Source organism: Flavonifractor sp. An4, assembly GCF_002161755.1.
GTDB classification, from domain to species: Bacteria; Bacillota; Clostridia; order Oscillospirales; family Oscillospiraceae; genus Flavonifractor; species Flavonifractor avicola.
Genome location: NZ_NFIL01000003.1, coordinates 124,312 through 143,353 on the forward strand (window position 1 = coordinate 124,312; position 19,042 = coordinate 143,353).

A 19,042-nucleotide genomic window follows, 5' to 3' on the forward strand; every position below is an offset into this window, starting at 1 on the left:
TTACACCGACTTCTGGAAGTCCAGTGCGTCCTTGAAGGAGATGCGCCCGTTGGTGCGCTTCATATCCCGGATGGCTTTTCCGCGCAGGCGCTGGTATTCGCCTTCGTCGATGTCGGTGTCGTAAGCGATGATCTGTCCCAGCACATGGAGATCCACGCCCTGCTTGAACAGGAGCGAGCCCATGCGCCCGGTATAGTAATCCAGTGTGCCGGTCATCATGGCAGAGAGTGCTTCGGGCAGAAAGGCGCCGGCGTTCTTGGTATGCAGATAGCCAAGATAGAATTCCACTGCTTTTTCGATGAACTCACTTTGGGTTCTACAGTTATCTGACCGATAGGTGTCCTCAATCTGCTCCTTCACAGATGGGGTCATCCATACAGTTACCTTCTGTTTTCCTTTTACCATAGTACCTCCTTGTTTGTTGGAACCGCTGTAAAACCCTTGGTACAGCGGCGTTCTCGTAAAATGGAGCGTTCCTGCTGCTGTTTAGGCTCAAAAGGAACGGCCTATCCAAAAGCCTGAAACTGCCCGCACTGCGGGCAGTTGTGAATGGCTCGGCGCACAAGGAGCGTCGGGCCTTTCTCCTGCTTGCCTTTCGTCGGCCTCCACCTCCCTCGAAAAGCGGCACAAACCCCGCCTGTTTCCCCAGGGCGGGGTACTCGGTCGGTCAGCCGCTGAAAGCCGCACACAGCGGCCCACAGGGGGCAACACGGCGCTACATCTGCATCTCCGGGGATGCCGGACTCTGCTCCGACAGATAGTTCGCACTGCACTCCTCCAGACTTTGGCCCCAGTACTCCTGACAGTAGGTGTTCATCCTGGGGAGGAGCAGGGCCTGTTCCTCGGCGCTGAGGCGATACTTGAACGCCTCCTCATCGCCGTTGCCCCGCTGCAGATACACCTCCAGCGTGTCACAGACACGGCGGGCATCCAGATCGTAGTTGGCATAGATGTTCAGCCAGTCATCGTTCTCGGTGGTACAGACGTTGGTTCCGAACACCTCGTCCGCATGGAACGATACTTCCATGTAGAACTCCAGCAGGTTGTCGTTCTGAATAATATCCTCCGCAAAGGAGATGTCCTCTGCGTGGAGCGTCCGGATACCGGTGAGATACTGGGGCTCCGTTTCGTATGTGATCTCTTTTCCCTGCAGACGATCCAGGAAGGTGCGCCACTGTTCGTCCGGTGACGCGGCGCTTTTCTTCGTGGCGAAGTAGACGGCGGTGCTGACATCCTGAATGCGGAATCGCTTCCAGCCGTCCATGATGTTGAGGGCATCGAGGTAGCCGCTGTCCAGGTCAATGTCGAATGCACCGACCACTCTGCCGGTGTTATCCAGCCGCTCCGACACATATGTTTCGAACTGCTCACGGGACAGTTTCTCTCCACGGGGAAACATTTCAGTGAAGTGTGCGGGGGCGTCGCCGTCTGCCTTGCGGATATAGCTGCGAAGGCGTCGGGCAGTTTGCAGGAACTCCATATGTTCTTCCGTCAGGAAGTAGTCGGCACTGCCGCCCTCCGTGACATGGAAAACGGCGAAGCGCCGTGTGGCCTCCCGAGCCTCCTTCTCCGCCTGCTGCTCTGCCCAGAGCTCGTGGCTGATGCGCTCGTACTCCCGCTGAGGAAGCTGGTTGCACATTTCATCAAGGACATTCTCCAGATGCTCCTCCAGCGTTTCATCTTTCAGATGCTTGCTGAGGGCGTCGTACCAACGCTCGTCAATCCAGAGGGTGATGTCTTTGCTGTTCACTGCGACGCCTCCACTTCTTCTGCGGGTTTGGGCGTGACAGGCTTCGGGCTGCGGCGGGACTTGTTCGGAGCAGCGGCGTTTACATCGCTCTCGTCGATGTATTCACGCACCGGAGCGGGCACATATTTTTCATAGAGTTTCACCAGCGCATCCGTCATCTCACGGTCCAGGTCAAGCTCCTTCTTGCCCATGTAGCGTTTGAGCGCCGAGAGCTTCTCCTCATCGAAGGTGATGGTCAGGTTCACTTGTTTCATTGGCACTTCCTTTCTCAGTTGTAGTTGATGTATTCGATCTCCAGCCAGTGGGTCCAGCCGCGGCCTTCCAGCTTGGTCTTGACCACACCGTACTTGGTGCCCATGGCCTCGATGACCTCGCCGTTTCCGATGTAGACGCCGATGTGTCCGTCGTGCCAGACGGCAAGGCCGGGAGTATCCGGCATGGTATCAATGGGACCGGACACCGATGCGGAGTAGTACATCTGGTTTGCTCCCAGGTCGGGCATGCCGTTGGTGGCATAGTCAATGGTGAGGGTTTCGGGATTCAGCCAGCCATAGCCTTTGATGAGACCGACGCAGTCCGTTGTCCGTCCTCCCAGCCAGTTGGCCCGGATGAAGTCTGCGTAGGTACCAACGCCATCCGGATACTGCTCCAACTTATAGGCGAAGAGCGAATCGGTGAGGACACTGCCGTAGGTTCCCCAGACATAACCCCAGCCGGACTCCCAGGCATGGATGGCGTAGGTCACAAGGTCAGCGGCATTCTTGGTGGTGGGATCGGTGAAGGTGGAGATGTCCAGCACAATGCTGCTCCCATCCCCTCGGAGATACTCGCCGCTGTAGCTGCCGCCACCCACGGCACCGGCTATCATGGTATAGATGTGGTCGATGTTGCTTTTGTCATCCTCCGTGATTGCTCTGCCCAGATGGGCTTCCAGATTGGCGTATGCCTGGTACAGCGAGATCGGCACCGCGACGGTATATTCTTCTTCCTCTGTACTGGTAGTCCCGTCCTCCAGAGTCACTTCCACGGTTCGGGTTCGGGTTTCGGTGGTGTAGAAGCACCCCACGAAGCTGTTCGCCGCCCGTGTGGACGGGGCGTCCTCCCCAAAGCAGAGGGCATAAAAAACAGCCTTGACACGGATGGGGTCAAGGCTGTTGCCGCTGTCCATCTGCCCATTGGCAGAGGACACCGCCGAGTCCAGAAGAGAAAAGGCCGAGCGCATCTCCTCAATGTGATACCGGAACTCCGCAGGGACTTCGGCGGAGAACTCGCCTCCATAGAAGCACGCCTCCACCGAATAGTTGTTGTGTTCTGAACCGCCGGAACCAATGGCGCAGAGCAGGGCGATCAAAAGAATGACCGGTGAAAAGACTGCCACCAGAATCCAGCCCACACCTTTTCGGGTCTTTTCATTGGTGAGGAGCATGGCGGCGGCTTTTGCGATTGCCGCAGGCACAGCCATCAGCGACCACCTGCCGATCCGAAGAGTTTCTCCTTGTAGGACGGAGCATGAACCTCCAGCAGGTATCGCTCATTGCCGCACTTATACAGGCAGACGCCCCTCTGAGGAAACTTGATGAGGTTGTATTCCGACTCCTCCAGCTGAAGCATATCCATGTAGGATCGCTTGTCGATGGAGCCGGCGTTGAACAGGAACTGGTGGGGCGGGATGCTGAACAGGGGCTTTGTCATCTCACGGACGCCTTCCTGGTCAAAGTCCTCCAGATTCTGACTGGCCAGAAGCATGGCGGATTCTTTCTTTCGCACACGCTTCAGGCAGTTGCGGATGTACTCGATAGCAGTGGGGTTGGACAGCCAGATATACAGCTCGTCCAGAGCCGCCACGGTATTGCCCACGGTCAGAAGCTTGTCGGACATGAAGGACAGCACATTGAAGAGCATGGCGTTGCGGACATTCTTGGCGGCACTGAGCATCCTTTTCACGCCGAACACCAGAAAGCGGCTGGAGGTGATGTTGGTGTGTCCGTTGAAGAACTGGGCGTCGGCCCCCTTGCACATGGAGTGCAGGCCAAGCAGCACCTCCTGCAGGAGCTTTTCAGTATAGAGCTGGTGCTGACCGGCATCGTAGTTTTTGAATTCCTGCTCGATGAGGTCGTACAGATCGGAGAGAATGGGATAGTCCTCCGGACGCATCCGGCTGAAGTTGGTGCGCTCGGTGATGCCAAACTTCTGATACAGCTTGGACAGCATGATCTCAATGGTATCGATATGCGCGTCGCTGAAATCCTTATAGGCCCGGAAGAAGTCCTTCAGGAAGGAGATGTGCTGGGCCAGCAGGGTGCTTTTGCGAAAGGCCTCCGGCGCGTCGGTGGCATTGGGATCGCCGCCGTCATCCCAGCACTTGGGTTCCAGCACATTGATGATGTACTGTCCGGCCATGAGGTCGGCGAAGCAGCCGCCCACCGCCTCGCACATCTCCTGCTGTTCGTGTTCGGCGTCCAGGGAAATGATGGACTTGCCGGACTCCAACAGGTTCAGGATAAGCAGCTTCATGAGGTAGGATTTGCCCTGACCGGAGTTGCCCAGGATCAGGATGTTGGCGGAGGTCTTATCCTCGTCCCGCTGGTCGAAGTCCACCAGAATGTTGCTGCCGTATTTGTCTTTGCCAATGTAGAAGCCCTTGGGGTCCAGTTTGCCGGAGTAGTTGAAGGGATAGAGATTTGCCACGCTGGAGGCGGGCAGCACCCGTTCAAACTGGACGCCGAAGGCATTGTGACCGCTGGGATTGACACAGCGGAAGCCCTGCTGCTGGCGGAGCAGGAGCTTGTCGACATTCAGCTTGCTCCGTACCAGCTCCGTCAGCACATCGGTCTGGAGCAGCTTGAGGGTGTTGTAGTCCGAGGCGGTCAGCTCGATATAGACCGCACAGTGGAGCAGCGGCTCACGGTTGCGGTGCATGGCGGCCACCAGGGTCGCCACATCCTGCAGGTTGCTCTCGGCGGTGACCGTCTGCTGCAGGTCATTGGTGTTGGAACTGTTCATGCGGTTTTTGTTGGCTGCGTTCTGGATGATTCGCTTTTCCTCTGCGGGCGTGACCTGCCGGGTGTAGATCCGCAGGGTGATGCCGTCCTTTTCTCCCAGGTGGCGGAGGATGGCCTGCTCGTCCGTGCTGGTGGGGTATTCCCGAAGGGCCCAGACGCAGCGGTAGGTGTTGCCGCAGATGAAGTGGTCCGGCATGAAGCTGACCACTGAGGGAGCGATCATGTCCAGGAAGGACTTGATGTTCGCCTCCTCACGGCCCTGAGGTGCGGGGTTTACTCGTTTCTTTGCCATGGAATTCCTCCCTTTATTCGCCCACAATGACCCAGCGGTCACCGTCGTAGTCCTCGTACTGCTCGGTGGTCACATTCTGCTCGAAGTAGACGCCCAGCATCCGTTTGAGATCCTGCTCGGCGGCCCGGCGGGTGGTGAATCCGTTGTCATTGATGCTCTGCTCGATGCGGCTGAGGTACGGAAACACATCCGTATCCTTTTCCTTCCGCAGCCGGATGATGATATAAAACTCCCGGCTGGAGGCCATCAGCACCTGAATGCGGTCCAGGTGTGTGCTGTCCTGCTCCAGAAGCCTGCGTATGGCAGGGAGCTCCTCGCAGGTCTGCCGTTCCTGATAGAAGGTCTTGTTCCGTTCAAAGGACTCCTTGGAGTTGAGCGCCAGCATCTCGATCTCGGCCTGTCCCTTGACCACATTCAGCAGAGCGTAGATTCTGGCGCTGATGCTGGAGTCCGGCAGGACGCTGATGTTGGTGGGCTTGATGATGAAGAATACCAGGTCGCCCATGCGGGTGGCGATGCAGTAGTCTTTGACGCTGTCGATCCCCATGAGCTGCCGGGTAGACTGGGCCGACTTATCTTTTTTCTTTCTGCTCATACTGTGATCCCTCCTTTGGAAAAGAGCGCCGGAAACAGGCCGGTGCAGCGGATGGTGACGCGGCAGGTCACCGTCTTGGGGTGCTGGCGGAACCAGTATTTTGCCCGGACATTTCTCGCACCATCGCAGCGGGAGCTTTCACACAGGCGTCCGCCCACATAGCTTTTCAGAAGGGCCCGCAGACTGCGGAAGCCGTGATAATATCTGCCGTCCTCACTGCGGCAGCACCACTTGTTTTGGGACTCGTGCCAGAAATACGCATTGTCACACTCCCAGCGTCTGCGTTTCCGGCTCCACCGAAGGGTCAGCGAAGCAGACAGATCTTTTTCTTCGTATCCTTCGGTTTCCTCAAAAGAGAAAGGAGGCGCCGTACCGAACATGGTTTCGTCATAGCTCATATCACATTCTCCATTCATAAAATTGCTGTCTGGTGATCAGGAAGGCCACCGCATACCGGATAAAGTCCAGAATGCTGGTGCCGTCAAACCGGATGCTGAGGAAGGCGTAGACCGCCGTCAGCACCAGCGGAATAAAAATTCCGGTCTGGGTCAGCGCCAGGACGGAGAGCAAAAGCCCTACGCCGATGACGCCCACATCCTTGAGTTCCCAAAGCCACAGCATTGCTTTGGCGGTCAGGTTATCGGGATAGATGTACAGGATAGTTCACCTCCAAGAAAAAAGCCGCCGGGGTTCATTCCCCGGCGTCCATGCGGTATCTCATTCGTTGGTCGTTTCCTCGGTCTGGTTCTGCGCCTCATATTCGGCCAGCGCCTGTTCGATGAGTCCGATGACGAACTCCTTCTGGCTGATCTTCCGGCCGCGCTTCTTTTCGGCGGCGATGAAGTTCTTCAGCCGCTGATCCAGTTCCTCAGAGATTTGGAATGCCAAGGTTTTGGTTGCTGCCATGATCGTTTTTCCTCCTTCGAAGTGTTCTTTGAGTACCAGTTCCACATATTCTCCCAAGGTGCTCAGCGCCAGCTGCTCTTTCTCCGCAATGACCTTGGCGTGGAGGTCTGCGGGAATCATTGCACAGAGATTCTTTTTCGCATTCATGGAGCGTTCTCCTTTCTGTATTTTGCAGGCAAAGCATACTGCACCCAAGGACAAATAGCTATTCACACAACCCAACAAAGAAGCAAGCGTAAACGAAGCAGAAGCAACAAGGCACATTCAGCTTGCCAGAAGCACCAGCGAAATGCCATGGAGAACATAGTCCACGCACGGAATGGCAACGGAATTGCCCAGTGCTTTGTAGCGGGCTGAGTCCGAGGCGCCGGGGATGGCTGTCCAATTGTCCGGGAAGCCCTGAAGGCGCTCACACTCCAGTGGGGTCAGCCTGCGAATCAGCTTTGGCCGGCCTGTCCCTTGCAGCACAAGATCTGTGGCATCCTTATGCTGACGGGCACTCTGGGTGCTGACCACCTCGCCGTCCTTGAACACATCCACCCGCTGCCTGCTGAATACCGCATGGTGGTCGGTTGCGGTCAAGGTATAGGCGATGTCCTGCTGATAGCCGATGCCGTTCCCACCGTTTTTGGGTTGCCTGTCGATGGCGTTGCCGGTGATGCAGAATACCGGTTCCTGCTCTACCAACGGCACATTGTTGCCGCCGGTACCGTACCGTGCGGACATGGTGGGAGCGACCCGATGCGGACCGGTGTAGCGGGAGTCGATGCCGTGGTTCTCATAGACCAGCGGCTGGTGTCCGTGTTCCTGGGCTCGGAGAGTCCCTGTCACATTTTCACTGCATTCCATGACGCTGCCGCCCTGGTCGTTGAGGCACAAAACCGATGGCATGCAGTTCCCGCCAGCGCTGCCCTTCAGCGTGGGGGCGAGTTCTTCGCCATAGCCGATGCCTCCGGCGGATGCTCCTGCACCGGCAGAGAAACCGGCAGTCAGGACGCAAGGGTAGCCCTGTCCGGCCTGACCGCCCCCTGCACTCAGGGATGTATGGCGCTCCGGCGTCAGGAAACAATCGCCGTTGCCCTTGGCCACTACACCTTCCGCAATGAAGGTTTGCTGCTTCATTCCCGGTTGGGCGCCCAAGGCTCCGGCCACATCGTGCAGATCCCGGACTTCATCTCTCTGATTTGCCGCAAAGGCAATCGGCTGGAGCAGACCGTTTCGGCCTGTGGACATCCCGCAGTTTACGCCAAGCGTTGCCGCAACATCGCCGGTCAAATCGCCATTGTACCCATCAAAGCCTTCCACATCATCCTTGTCTGGCTGTGTGACAAAGGTCTGCATTTGCATATTGTTAGTGGCCATTAGGGCGCCGGACACTCCGTGCAGGTTGATACCTTCATCCCTCTGGTTGATATGGTACGCTTCCAACTTGGTGGCGTCGCCGTCCGGTGGAGCGACTCCAGATTGGATTTCCAGCGCCCGTTTGAGCTTCTTGGGGAGCTCTTTTCCTCGCTCAAGGGCCCGGCGCAGGATACCCAGGCAGGCTTTCGGGGTCAAATAGTATTTGTCCGGCGGATCGTCCTGCAAAATCTGCGACAAGGAAGATTCTTTTTCTTCTCTGGGGGACACCCCAGTATTGAGCGTCAAGGCATCGCCACGCCAGGGAGAAATCAGTTCCCAATACGATTCGCCCAGCAGATTCCCAGCGCCCGGTGTCAGGTCGAGGGACTGAAACACCACCGACTTTAATTCGGACGATCTCCTCGAGGACGATCCGGAAGTCCTCTCCTTTGGGAGTTCCGCTGGAGAAGGCTCCGGGAACATTCTCCCACACCATAAATCGAGGTCGTATATAGAGAGCTGTTCTGTTTCGTAATCGTTCTGCATTTCTCATCTCCTTTACAAGTCTGACCTGTTCCATGAACAAGCCGGAGCGCGCGCCGGAGAGACCGGCGCGGTTTCCGGCCACAGACAAGTCCTGACAGGGAGAGCCGCCGCAGATGATGTCCACCGGCGGCAGCTCCGCACCGTCAAGCTTTGTGATATCGCCTACATGGACCATATCGGGAAATCGAAGCCGGGTCACCTCTATCGGGAATGCTTCGATCTCGCTGGCCCACACAGGAACGATGCCGTTGTGAATGGCGGCCAGCGGGAATCCCCCGATCCCGTCAAACAGGCTGCCCATCGTCGGCGCAAGTTTCGCATCGTTCATTTCCGTGCGGACACGAAAATTCACTCGCTCCGCTGCGCCTCCTCTCCCCACACAAGCCGCGGTATCGGGCTTGTGCGGGGGCCCCATGCTGTTTGTTCTCATTTGGCTACCGCCTGAACGATGGTTCTTGTGGTGGAGACTGCGGCCTGGGCGGTGTAGACCGCAGACATGATGTTGGCTCTTGTGGTGGTATCCAGGCCAAAGGCTCCGGCGATACGGGGGATCTCACCGGCGGACAGCATCAGGCCAAGGCCCAGAAGCGCATTATCTTTAAACACCATCAATCCGGCTATCAATATGGTGGATTGCAGGAAAGCGGTCAGGCACAGGCCGATGATCTGCTTGCACCACTGGATGAAGCCGTCGGTATAGCCGCGGGGCACGCTGAACATATAGAGACTGCCTACCGCAATTTGAATCAGAAGGATACCGCCGCGCTTCAGGTTTGCAAAGAATACCTTGATCACCGCATAGGCCATCAGGATAATACAGAACAGCAGCATGATCGGGCTGGTGATGGATGCAAACCCAAAGTATGAGCCGGATGTCATGCCTGTCAGGGAATCCACTCCGCTGAGCGTATCGACAATCTCGGTCGCCACCTCGCCAATGGAGGTCCCATATCCGGTAATTCCGGCGGTGAGGCTGGCCTGCAGCGTGACAGAGAGTTCATAGAGCCGAACCGGCACCACGGTAAACAGGCTTACCGCCATAAAGCCCTTGATGGCGTTGAGGGCGATCTCCTTGACATTTCCTCTGCCGGAGGAGTATTCAATGCCGCATTCAAAGCAGGCCACCACCAGGCCGGTGCCGTAGAGCGCCCAGGCCAGATAGGAGAAAAACAGTACCACGCTCTGCACCCAGCTCATCTCGAACAGCTCAACGCCCATGTTCCCCATCTCGGCAAAGAAGTTCCCGAGGAAGCCCATGACCTGGCCATAGATCCAGTCAACGATCTGTCCGAGGATGGTGTCGGCAACAAAATCCCAAATAAACAATGGTTCGCTCACCTCTTTTCGGGGCGAGGCCGCACCAACTGCCTGGGATAAAGGGCCGGGGGCCGCACAGCTGGTACGGCCCCTGGGTCACTTACTTACATGGTCTGCTGCCACTGAGGGTCAGCCGTCTGGGTCTGCTCCTGAAATACCTCCAGGTAGTCGGAAACCGCCTCCGTGAGCTGCCGGTAGTCCCGGCTGTTGGGATGGTAGACATACCAGTCCGCTTTCCCGTAGTCATCCCAGATGTAGGGGGTGATCCCGTTTTTGAAGTTCGGGTTGTTGGTCTGCTTTTTCCCGAGGATGTCGGAAAGGTTCAGGAGCAGCGCATCCACCTGGCCTTCGTTCCGGTTCAGAATGGAGATGCGAAGGGCATGGTATTGATTTGCCACAATTCCAGTGACGAACTGGATCTTTGCCCGGTTCAGCTCATTCAGACGCACATAGCAGGCCCGGCCTACATAAGTGGCATCAGGGTACTTCGGGGCAACGATCCTGTGAAGCTCTTGCTCAAAAAAGTTCATATGCCCTCCTCAGATGCCCACGATGTCCCAGAGATACATGGGAGCCGTCAGAGTAAACACCAGGCAGGCAAAGAGGATGGCCGGAGCCGCCCACTCAAACTGACCGGACTTCCGATACTCGAAATAAGCGGTACCCAGCTTGGCAAAGAAGAACACCGCCAGGATCAGGTCAATGGCGGGAAACACCACGTTGTTGACCACAGTCTTGATCTGAGCGGATGCGGTGGTCCAGGTACTCTCCACGGCGCCGGCCACATCCCCGGTCCCTGCGGCAAAGGCCGTGGTTGCCGTCAGGCAGACCATAGCCAGCACCACGATCATCATAACAATCAGGCGTTTGCAGTTATATTTACGCATAGATGAACCTCCATTGTGAGTTTGTTAATTTGCGGGGGCGATATGCCAGTCTTCCCATAGGTCGCCCGAAATCCGAATGGAATCCGTTAGGTTCATGGACAGCATGCCTGCCGGCGTCCAGCAGTCCAGGAGCCAGGTGTACGGCGTATAGCTTCCATCGGGATACCAGATGGGGGTGAAATGGGTCGGCCTGTTATATGTGCTGTAGGGATTATTCTTGAAGGCGAAGGCGGAGCGTTTGCCGCTGACGCTTCGATCCAGAAGCCGCCAGAATCCTTCGTAGTTGAACTCCGGGAAATAGGTCACGGCATTTTGCGCCGCAGTCACGGCAGAGCTCTGGGTCGTGCTGACATTGGCAGTCACAGTCTGCTGGATGCCGTAACCGCTTTTGGCGGTCGTGGCGCTTGCTGTGGGGGACATGCTATCCGGCGTAATGGCCATGGAAGCCGACAGGCTGGCGGAGTAGCCGCTATAATCAAACTCCCACCAGCCTTGATCCTCCCACCAGCCGTTGTCCACCCAGTGGTACCAGCGGTCCGTGTGGGATTTGCCCTCGCTGTCCGTCCACCGGTCCGTGTGCCAGCACTTCTCCCAGTTTTCAACCCACACCCAATTCTCCTGCCACCAGGGAGACCAGATGCCCCAGGAGGCAGAGGTCACTTCCTCTTTCTCCGGGATGCTCACCAGGGTAAAGTCATCGTTTCGGTCATCGGCCACGGGATTGGGGGGATCGTTCCCGTCCAGATCAACGATATTGGCAGTGATGGTGCTTTGGGCCGTGCCGCCGCCCTGGACTCGGACCCGGATGGTGCAGACACAGGGTTCCTCCGGCGTATGCCATTTCACCCAGACCAGCTGGCTGTCTCCCTCCGGGTAATAGACATTGCTGACCGTATAGGTGCTGCCTTCGATCACAAACTGCACGGTGACCGGGTTGTCCGGGTCAGACTGACCGCCGGACACCTCCACGGAGGTGATCACATCTGTGTCCACCCGGTATTCGTAGTCAAACTCGTCGATCTCCGGCGGCTCCAGCTCGTCGTTGAACCGGACAATGCCAATGCCCAGAGAGGAGATGATCTGGTCGTTGCTCACCTTGCTGGTGGTGCTGCCCGACCAGGCGGGATACCCCAGGTCTGCTTCCTCCAGAAAGATGGCCAGCGGCAGGTTCTGATGGGTCAGCGAGCCCATCCAGTATCGAAGATCACCGTCAACTGTCTTATCATAAAGGGCAGCTTCGGTTGCGGTCATAGCGTAGTTGGCGCCGCCGTAAACCAGGTATGCAATCGGCTCAATGACGATTTTATAATCACCGCAAATCAGGGTGTCAAAATCCATCCCAACATACCCGGCAATGGCCCGAATGACCTGTTCATCCGTAAAATAACTGCGGATGGCATCAATGCTGGCCGGATAGCTGCCGGAGGAGATAATGCGGGGAAGGCTTTGGGCTGGACGTATGCAAGTATATCCGCCTACAATTGGCCGTAGAGATGCACCGCTGTTATAAGATAGCTTGCTTATCTTTCCAAAGTGGATCACATTGGTACCCGGCATTTTGTTGCTCCAATCTATCGTGTTTCCTATGACCGCATGGCTACTTGTTTCAACAACAGAAATGCGGACGCCGTCCATGCCGGGGTTCCAATAGCTGGTGGATGTTCCGTTGCCCAGATTGCCTCCGCCGCTATCAATATTCTCATCGCCAATGGCGTAAGCAGGCACAGCGATTCCCAGCATCAGGACGACGGAAAGAATAAGCGCAAGAATTCGCTTCATAGAGGACCTCCTTTCGGATTTTTGGGCAAAAGAGAAGGCGCAGTCGGGATTGACTGCGCCTTCTTTACAATAATTGGTTAGTTTCCGCCACCCATTGTGCCGATTTTATTACCGTTTTCGTATATATCATTTCCTTCGATGACGGTGTTCTCGCCGCTGTTCTCCACATAACCGAAGCCGGGCACATAGACCTGACCGGCGCTGTTGGTGCTTCCGGCAGCAGGCTCTGTTTCGGTGGGGGTGACTGTGGGCGGCTCCTCATAGGTGGGCGGCTCCTCGTCCTCGGTCCTGCGTTCCTCCTCCGGCACATCTTCTGCGTCGTGGTTCTCCGGCAGTGTCGAGGTTCCATCTGGGGCTTCCGGCTTTTCAGGCTGCTCCGGTTTGACCGGGTCGGCCTGGATGGTCTGCTCCAAACCGCTGGAGTCGGCGCCCTGGGCGGGATCGGTTTCGGATGCGTCCGGCACCTCCACCTGGATGTCCACATCCGTCTGCCCGTCGCTGTTGATACTCACATCCGGGTCGCCACTTTGCGCCGGCTCATCGGATACCACACCGGAAGGAATCTCGGCTTTGCCGCCAAACCGGGCGGCGATTCCAATCGCAACGGCCGCACAGAGCAGGCAGCCGATGGAGATGAGGATCATTTTCTTCGTCTTTTCTGTCATAGCGCATACCTCCCTTGAACATTTTTCTTGTTAAGTGGACAATACCACATCTTTTCGCGGAAGTCTATTGCAAAGGAGAAACCTTTTTAGAAGAGCGGGATATACTTCGCTTCCGTGTGCAAAGTCATGTTGGCAGAGGGCAGAAGGTTTCCGAGAAAGCGTACCGGAACCTCCAAGTGAATCTCCACCACAGCGGTGTAACCCTCGCTCTGACCGGAACTGAGGCCGTTGTTCTCCAACTCCACAGACAAACCGGAGATTATGTACTCGATCTCTCCGCCTGAACGCTTCTGGTACCCCTGTGCCGTATTTTCCAGGCCCAGGGTTTCGGAAAGCTGACCGTATACATCGCCGGTGTCGATGCTCTCATCCCAGCGGCCTGTGCCGTCCGGATACCATCCGGCGGCATAGCCCTCCCGCACGGCGTGGTACACATCGTCATAGTTGTCATTGACGGTGGAGATCACTGCCTGCTGTGCGGCTTCCTTCACGCCCTGGGCGATGATCCATAACCGGCAGAATTCCGCCACGGCACAGAACAGCATCAGCAAGACCAGCACAATGGCCAGGATCATGGGGGCGCCCTCGCCGGAGCGACGGCGAAAAATAGCCTTTCTCACTTCCAGTACACCTCCGACTTTCCTGTGGCCTCCGCAGTCAGCGTAATAGGGAATGAGCCCAGCCCCCCGAAGAGGCCGATATCCGTTTCCAGCGTCAGGGTCACAGTGACCTCATCGTTGAGTTGGATGCGTCCGGTGGCGGACCACCGGATGTCAGGGTCAAGCCCGGTGCTGTCGGTAAGCGCCGCCGCACGGCGAGTGGTTTCCGTACCGACCCGGCCGGCAATTTCCGCCTCACGCACCAGCTCCACGGCATAGGTGTCCAGCTGCTGTTTGGTGATATAGACCGGCAGCACACGGACCACCAGCGCCAGCACCAGCATGGCGCATACCACCAGGACGCAAACATCGATATAGCCTTCGCCGGAGCGCCGTTTCAGTAATTTTCTCATGGCGACCTCCTTTAGAACAGGCTCCCCAGGGAGTTGACGATCTGGTACACGATGATGACGATATAGGTCATCATAAAGCACAGGAGCATGATAAAGCTGAATACCCGGATCTTGGGCGGGATCTTGGCGGCCTTGGCTTTGAGCCGCTGCAGCTCCTGTGCTTTCAGATCATGGGAGAGCATCTGAAAATACATCCTGCCATCGTCGCCCCGGAGGATGCCGATGAGGCCGCGGACGATGTCTGAAATGATGGCTGAGCCCATTCTGGCCTCAAAGCGGATGAGCGCCGCCTCGTAAGAGGAGGACCGCATATCCGCAGTCAGCACATCCAGCTCACGACCAAAGTCAGGCCCGGCGTGTTTCTTGTAGTTTTCCAGAATCCGCAGCACATCCCGGCTGGCAGCCAGCTCCTGATGGATGGTGGCGACGAACCGGGGCAGCTCGCCTTCGATCAGTTCCATTCTGGCCTTGACCAGCTCGTCAGCACGGCGGCTCTCCTTGAACCAGGTCAGAACGGCCAGCACCACGATGAGGGGGCTCAGGATGGGCAGGATCAGCAGGCACGGGATGATGCCGAGCAGGATGAGGCAGGGCTTCAGAATTGAATAAGCCGAGTAGACCTGGGGCGTCATATCCAACCCTGCCGCCGTGAGCTTGCTCTCCAGACGGCGGTATTTGTATTCGTCCATTCGGATCAGCGGAGCCAGCTTCAATGCCCAGCCGAGGATCAGCGCCTCCAGAGATTTGACCAGACTGCGTTCCCGCCGCCCAGCAGAGATGAGCGCCCGTTCCGCAGCCAGCCGGGGAATTTTCAGCAGGTCGGCAAGGACAAAATACAGTCCGGCGGCCAGTGCGGCGCCGAACAGAAATAAAAGTGCGCCCATTTCCTCACCTCCGATACTCGATGGGCTGCGTCAGCTTCACCACAAAGGCAAAGGACACGAATACAGCTGCGATGCAGACGGCGATGACCATCTGGCCGGGGATGGTGTCCACCAGAGTGTGATACCAGTCCGTGTTGATAAACCGCACCAGCGGGATATTGATCAGCACCAGGATCGCCATGGTGACGAATTCCTTGCGGGGGCCGAAGACCAGATTTTCCAGTTCTCCGTTGACTACCCGCATATCCGACAGCTTGCTGACGATGGGAGTCAGGGTGCTTTTCAGGCTGCGGTCTGTCTGGCAGGCGGATACCGCCTCGCACCACTCCTGCCATACCTCGTTGTCGATGGCATATTTCAGGTCATGAAGCGCGGCGTCCATGTCCGGGTCAATGTGCTTGATGCGGGTGAGAAACCGCTGGAACACCTCCTGCACCGGGTGGTGCAGGTACCGGACATTTTCCTCCACCGCCTGCTGGAAGTTTTCCGTGCGCAGATAGGCGGTGGTGATGACCGACAGCGCCGTTTCCAGCTCGGCGGCCACATCCTTTTTGAAGCCTCCGGCCGTCAGCTTGACATACCAGAACGGCATCAGCATAAAGCCGACGGCCAGTACGGGGACGAGGAAGGCGTTCCCGGCAAGAATGGCGATGCAGGCGCCCAGGGCAAACAGCACCAGAGATGCCATGCACACCATGGGGAATTTTCCCTCCCGCCCGGATGCGGCCAATACCGCCTGGGCTTCTGTGATCTCCCGGCGAAAGAAACCGGCCTTTTTGCGCTTGGTCGTCTCATTGATGTCCGCCCGGATGCTGCCGGGGGCGGCAGTCAGCCGGGAAAAGATGCTGTCGCTCATTTCTGCGGGGGAGATCCCCAGCACCATAAAAAGCCCGGCGATCATGCCCACGCAGGCGATCAGTTGGATCGTTGTCATGCAGTTTCCTCCTTCCTCTGGATAAACTGCTCCAGCTCACCGTGGGGCATGCCGTTTTCGATGAACCGGCGCTGCAGGCTCCCGGACATCTCCTCACACTTCTGGTGATGTCCCTCGATGATAAAACGGTCGCCCTCCAGACGGTTTTCCGTGATGTTGTACTCATAGAGCTTATGAAGCCTGCGGCTTCCGTCTGGCAGGATCTCGCACTCGGAGATGTTGGTGATGCGGCGCTGCTTGTTCTCCAGCTGGCGGCAATAGACCACGATGGGATAAGCCTCGGTGACATAGCCCATGAGCGTATCGTCGGGGGTGTCCACGGCCCGCTTGCACAGGGACACCATGCGCCGATAGGTACCCTCACTGGAGCTGGAGTGGATGGTGGTGAGAACGGCCACACCCACACGGGCGGCTTCCTGGGCAGCATTGGCCTCCGGGCCGCGCATCTCACCAACTGCGATGATGTCGGGGTTGAAACGAAGGGCAATGTCCAGCAGTGCGATCTGGTCGATGCGCTGCCGCTCATTCTCGCTGTCACGGGTCTGGGTATGGACGACGGAATTGACCACCCTGCCGTTCTGCTCCCGGATGAGCTGAAGCTCACGGGAGCCGTCCTCAATGGTGAAGATCCGCTTGCGGTCGGGAATGGTGGACATGAGCCAGCCCGCCACGGTGGTTTTGCCGGAGCTGGTGGCGCCAGCCACACAGATGGACACGCCATAGCGCAGGCAGGCGGACAGAAAGTCCAGCATTTCCTCCGTAGCGGTTCCGCTGCCCACAAAGTCCTCCTTGGTCAGATTCTTGGGATTGACGATTCGGATGGAGGCCGCAACACCTGCGTCCTCGTCCAGCACGGGGGTCTTAATGACCGAAACACGGATGTTTTTGGCCAGACGGGAGGTGATGATGGGACTGGCGTTGTCCAGCACCTTGCCGGAGTTCTGCAGCATACGGCGGATGACATTGGCCGCATGGTCCGGCGAGTCAAAGTGTTCCTCCAGCTTGACGGTGCGGCCGTCGGAATATTGGATCTCGATGTCCCGCCAGGAATTGATGTCGATCTCCTCGATGCCGTCTGCAAAGATGTACTTGGTGAGGAAACCGTATTCGGCCATTTCCGTGTACAGAGCGTCCACCAGCTCGCCCTGCGTCATGCCGTCCACAGCCATTCGGTTGTCCTGCAGATACCGGGCGATGCGGCGCTTCATCTGCTCCTTGGCCTCATCCCCGCTGTCGGTAATCAGGGTGGCATAGGCGCCGGAGAGGTAGGACTGCACCTGACTGAGTACCTCCCCGAAGGGCATCCCCTCGGCCTGGGGAGCGAAGAAGACTTCGCTTGCCTTGGGGGCGACCTTGGCTTCCGCAAAGATGGACCGTCCGGTATCCTCCTCAAAGGCGATATCATGCACCTCGGCCGGTTCTGGCCTGGCTTCCACCGGGGCGGCGACCGGGTGCGCAGCAAATATGGAATTGCTTCTCTTGTCGCCAAGCATCAGAACACCTCCTTGCAGATTTTCTCGATCTCCCGGCGAAACGCCTTGCTGTCCTTCATGGAGAGGTCATTCAGGAGCGTCCCCTCCAGATACTGCTCCTCCAGTTCCTGAGAGTACGGCAGCTTGAAAGCAACGCTGCCCAGCACTTGACCGATACGGTCGGCAGCCTGCAGAGGCTTGATATTGGACGCAGCTTTATACTGCTTGTCCTCGTCCCAGTGCAGTTCCCGGAGGAGCGGGAGCTGGCTGGACAGGTACCCGATGGACTTCAGATCGCAGTTGGCCAGCCGGAGGACGCTGTCGGCCTCCATGAGCGCCACGGCGGAGAGGATGTCATTGGCGATATAGCTGGAGCAGTCGATGACCACATAGGGGGCGATCTCACGCAGACCGCGGATGAGTTCCTCGGCCTGCTGCTTGGTGCAGGCCGCGTAGGTATACTCGTTCTCGCCCTTTCGCAGCCCCAGTATGGTCAGATAGGACAGCTTTTTGTGGGTGGTCAGGTTGTGCTTGATGAGGTTGACGGAGATGCGCTGGGCCGCAAAGATGCTGCCCAGGGATTTATCGCACTCCAGCTCGGAGGGCGGGCAGATGCAGGGCATCATGGGGGCGGTCATGTCACAGAGCAGCAGCGCCACATTTTTCTTCTGGGAGGCCAGATGCTTTGCGATCTTCACCGCGGTAACCGTTTTACCGCAGCCGGGGCTTCCCCACACGGCGAGAACGCCACCGCCGGACTCCACAACAGGTTCCAGTTCCTCCGGCTCCGTGTTTCGACGAAACAGGCTTCCTTTGATGAAGTTCATTCTCCAGCCGCCTCGCTCTCTGCGGCAGGATCAGCGCCCTCGCTTTCCTCGGTTTCAGCGCTTTCCGCATTTTCAGCGCCCTCCGCCGCCTCAGCCTCCGGCTCGGCGTACAGTTCCTCGATCAGAGCGTCCTGCGCCGCGATAAATTCATCGGCATTCTCAGGTGCGCCGCGGTAGACCAGGGCCAGATGCAGCTCGCTTTCCTGTTCCAGTCCGGCCAGCACCTTGGCCTGCTCGGTGGTCACCAGAAGCGTTACGGTAGAGGGAAGCTCTTTTTCATCCTCAACAGCCTCGCCGGTGTTGGCGTCGTAACCGGAGGAAGCGGTGACGGAGATGACCTCTACATACTGCAGCTCAGGCGGGATCACGGTTTCGCCCATACCCTTGTAGTCGGCCACAAGGACGGAGACGATGTCTCCGCTCTCCAGCTTGCCGGAAAGGCCGGTGGCAAAGCTCTTGATAGTGACCGAGATGGCCTGTTTGTTCCCGTCCAGACTGTACAGATAGGCGTTCTCAGCGGCGGGCTCATAGGAGAGCTTGCTGTCCAGAATGTAGTCGCCCATCTTCAGGTCGGCGGTGGCATACTTGCCAATGACGTCATCCTTGTCTGTCATAATGCCGGAGGGCAGGTTATAAGCGCCCACCTCCACGGTCTGCACCATCTCGGCGGTGATCTCGTCGCCCTCCTTGATGTCGGCGGTGACGCGGACGATTTCAGTCTTCTCGCTGGCGCTGCGGCTGAACAGGGGCGTCACCCCAAAGCAGATGAGGAGCGCAAGAAGGATACACAGCACACCGACCACGGTGCGGTTGCGAAAGATTTTCATATGAGC

22 protein-coding genes and 1 pseudogene are annotated in these 19,042 nt (G+C 57.6%); all 23 read right to left on the reverse strand.

Annotated features, from left to right (window positions below):
- The 23 genes and pseudogenes from B5F94_RS02605 to cpaB all read right to left on the reverse strand — a co-directional run bounded on the left by B5F94_RS02605 (position 1) and on the right by cpaB (position 19,036).
- The gene (locus tag B5F94_RS02605) at positions 1-405 is read right to left on the reverse strand and encodes a hypothetical protein (protein WP_071430742.1); all 405 of its coding nucleotides are present in this window, start codon (positions 403-405) and stop codon (positions 1-3) included.
- Between the two features lie 310 nt (positions 406-715).
- Positions 716-1,750: a hypothetical protein gene (locus B5F94_RS02610; RefSeq protein ID WP_071430744.1), complete on the reverse strand. Its 1,035-nt coding sequence runs from the start codon at positions 1,748-1,750 to the stop codon at positions 716-718.
- The gene (locus tag B5F94_RS02615) at positions 1,747-2,004 is read right to left on the reverse strand and encodes a DUF6103 family protein (protein ID WP_071430746.1); all 258 of its coding nucleotides are present in this window, start codon (positions 2,002-2,004) and stop codon (positions 1,747-1,749) included. Before B5F94_RS02615 ends, B5F94_RS02610 begins: the two co-directional genes overlap by 4 nt.
- Before the next feature lie 14 nt (positions 2,005-2,018).
- Complete coding sequence (locus B5F94_RS02620; protein WP_071430748.1) at positions 2,019-3,212, reverse strand: hypothetical protein; 1,194 nt, start codon at positions 3,210-3,212, stop codon at positions 2,019-2,021.
- Positions 3,212-5,044, reverse strand: a complete 1,833-nt coding sequence (locus B5F94_RS02625; RefSeq protein WP_071430750.1) for a VirB4 family type IV secretion system protein — start codon at positions 5,042-5,044, stop codon at positions 3,212-3,214. Before B5F94_RS02625 ends, B5F94_RS02620 begins: the two co-directional genes overlap by 1 nt.
- A 13-nt stretch (positions 5,045-5,057) precedes the next feature.
- Positions 5,058-5,639, reverse strand: coding sequence for a hypothetical protein (locus B5F94_RS02630; RefSeq protein WP_071430752.1), 582 nt, complete (start codon positions 5,637-5,639; stop codon positions 5,058-5,060).
- The gene (locus B5F94_RS02635; RefSeq protein ID WP_071430754.1) at positions 5,636-6,037 is read right to left on the reverse strand and encodes a hypothetical protein; all 402 of its coding nucleotides are present in this window, start codon (positions 6,035-6,037) and stop codon (positions 5,636-5,638) included. Before B5F94_RS02635 ends, B5F94_RS02630 begins: the two co-directional genes overlap by 4 nt.
- A gap of 1 nt (position 6,038) precedes the next feature.
- Positions 6,039-6,296, reverse strand: a complete 258-nt coding sequence (locus B5F94_RS02640; protein ID WP_071430756.1) for a hypothetical protein — start codon at positions 6,294-6,296, stop codon at positions 6,039-6,041.
- Positions 6,297-6,356: 60 nt separating this feature from the next.
- Positions 6,357-6,692: a hypothetical protein gene (locus B5F94_RS02645; RefSeq protein WP_071430758.1), complete on the reverse strand. Its 336-nt coding sequence runs from the start codon at positions 6,690-6,692 to the stop codon at positions 6,357-6,359.
- Between the two features lie 117 nt (positions 6,693-6,809).
- On the reverse strand, positions 6,810-8,432 hold the full coding sequence (locus B5F94_RS02650; protein ID WP_343212779.1) for a DNA cytosine methyltransferase: 1,623 nt from the start codon (positions 8,430-8,432) through the stop codon (positions 6,810-6,812).
- Positions 8,368-8,862: pseudogene (locus B5F94_RS17110) on the reverse strand (DNA cytosine methyltransferase); the annotation flags it as partial. The gene B5F94_RS02650 and the pseudogene B5F94_RS17110, both read right to left, overlap by 65 nt.
- Positions 8,859-9,758: a conjugal transfer protein TrbL family protein gene (locus B5F94_RS02655; protein WP_071430760.1), complete on the reverse strand. Its 900-nt coding sequence runs from the start codon at positions 9,756-9,758 to the stop codon at positions 8,859-8,861. The gene B5F94_RS02655 and the pseudogene B5F94_RS17110, both read right to left, overlap by 4 nt.
- Before the next feature lie 95 nt (positions 9,759-9,853).
- Complete coding sequence (locus tag B5F94_RS02660) at positions 9,854-10,279, reverse strand: hypothetical protein (protein WP_071430762.1); 426 nt, start codon at positions 10,277-10,279, stop codon at positions 9,854-9,856.
- Between the two features lie 9 nt (positions 10,280-10,288).
- Positions 10,289-10,636, reverse strand: coding sequence for a DUF3852 domain-containing protein (locus B5F94_RS02665; protein ID WP_071430764.1), 348 nt, complete (start codon positions 10,634-10,636; stop codon positions 10,289-10,291).
- Positions 10,637-10,660: 24 nt separating this feature from the next.
- The gene (locus B5F94_RS02670; RefSeq protein ID WP_071430766.1) at positions 10,661-12,415 is read right to left on the reverse strand and encodes a hypothetical protein; all 1,755 of its coding nucleotides are present in this window, start codon (positions 12,413-12,415) and stop codon (positions 10,661-10,663) included.
- 77 nt (positions 12,416-12,492) lie between these two features.
- Positions 12,493-13,080, reverse strand: coding sequence for a DUF6550 family protein (locus tag B5F94_RS02675; protein ID WP_071430768.1), 588 nt, complete (start codon positions 13,078-13,080; stop codon positions 12,493-12,495).
- An 86-nt stretch (positions 13,081-13,166) separates the two neighbouring features.
- Entirely contained in the window at positions 13,167-13,700 is a 534-nt protein-coding gene (locus tag B5F94_RS02680) for a hypothetical protein (protein ID WP_235396415.1), read from the reverse strand.
- Positions 13,697-14,092, reverse strand: coding sequence for a DUF4320 family protein (locus B5F94_RS02685; protein ID WP_071430772.1), 396 nt, complete (start codon positions 14,090-14,092; stop codon positions 13,697-13,699). The genes B5F94_RS02680 and B5F94_RS02685 overlap by 4 nt, the downstream gene beginning before the upstream one ends.
- Before the next feature lie 11 nt (positions 14,093-14,103).
- Positions 14,104-14,976: a secretion protein F gene (locus B5F94_RS02690; protein WP_071430774.1), complete on the reverse strand. Its 873-nt coding sequence runs from the start codon at positions 14,974-14,976 to the stop codon at positions 14,104-14,106.
- A gap of 4 nt (positions 14,977-14,980) precedes the next feature.
- Positions 14,981-15,910, reverse strand: a complete 930-nt coding sequence (locus B5F94_RS02695; protein WP_071430776.1) for a type II secretion system F family protein — start codon at positions 15,908-15,910, stop codon at positions 14,981-14,983.
- A complete protein-coding gene (locus B5F94_RS02700; RefSeq protein WP_071430778.1) occupies positions 15,907-17,403 on the reverse strand; it encodes a type II/IV secretion system ATPase subunit in 1,497 nt (498 codons plus the stop codon). Before B5F94_RS02700 ends, B5F94_RS02695 begins: the two co-directional genes overlap by 4 nt.
- Complete coding sequence (locus B5F94_RS02705) at positions 17,403-18,209, reverse strand: AAA family ATPase (RefSeq protein WP_071430780.1); 807 nt, start codon at positions 18,207-18,209, stop codon at positions 17,403-17,405. The genes B5F94_RS02700 and B5F94_RS02705 overlap by 1 nt, the downstream gene beginning before the upstream one ends.
- The gene (gene cpaB, locus B5F94_RS02710) at positions 18,206-19,036 is read right to left on the reverse strand and encodes a Flp pilus assembly protein CpaB (protein ID WP_071430782.1); all 831 of its coding nucleotides are present in this window, start codon (positions 19,034-19,036) and stop codon (positions 18,206-18,208) included. Before cpaB ends, B5F94_RS02705 begins: the two co-directional genes overlap by 4 nt.
- Positions 19,037-19,042: the final 6 nt, after the last annotated feature.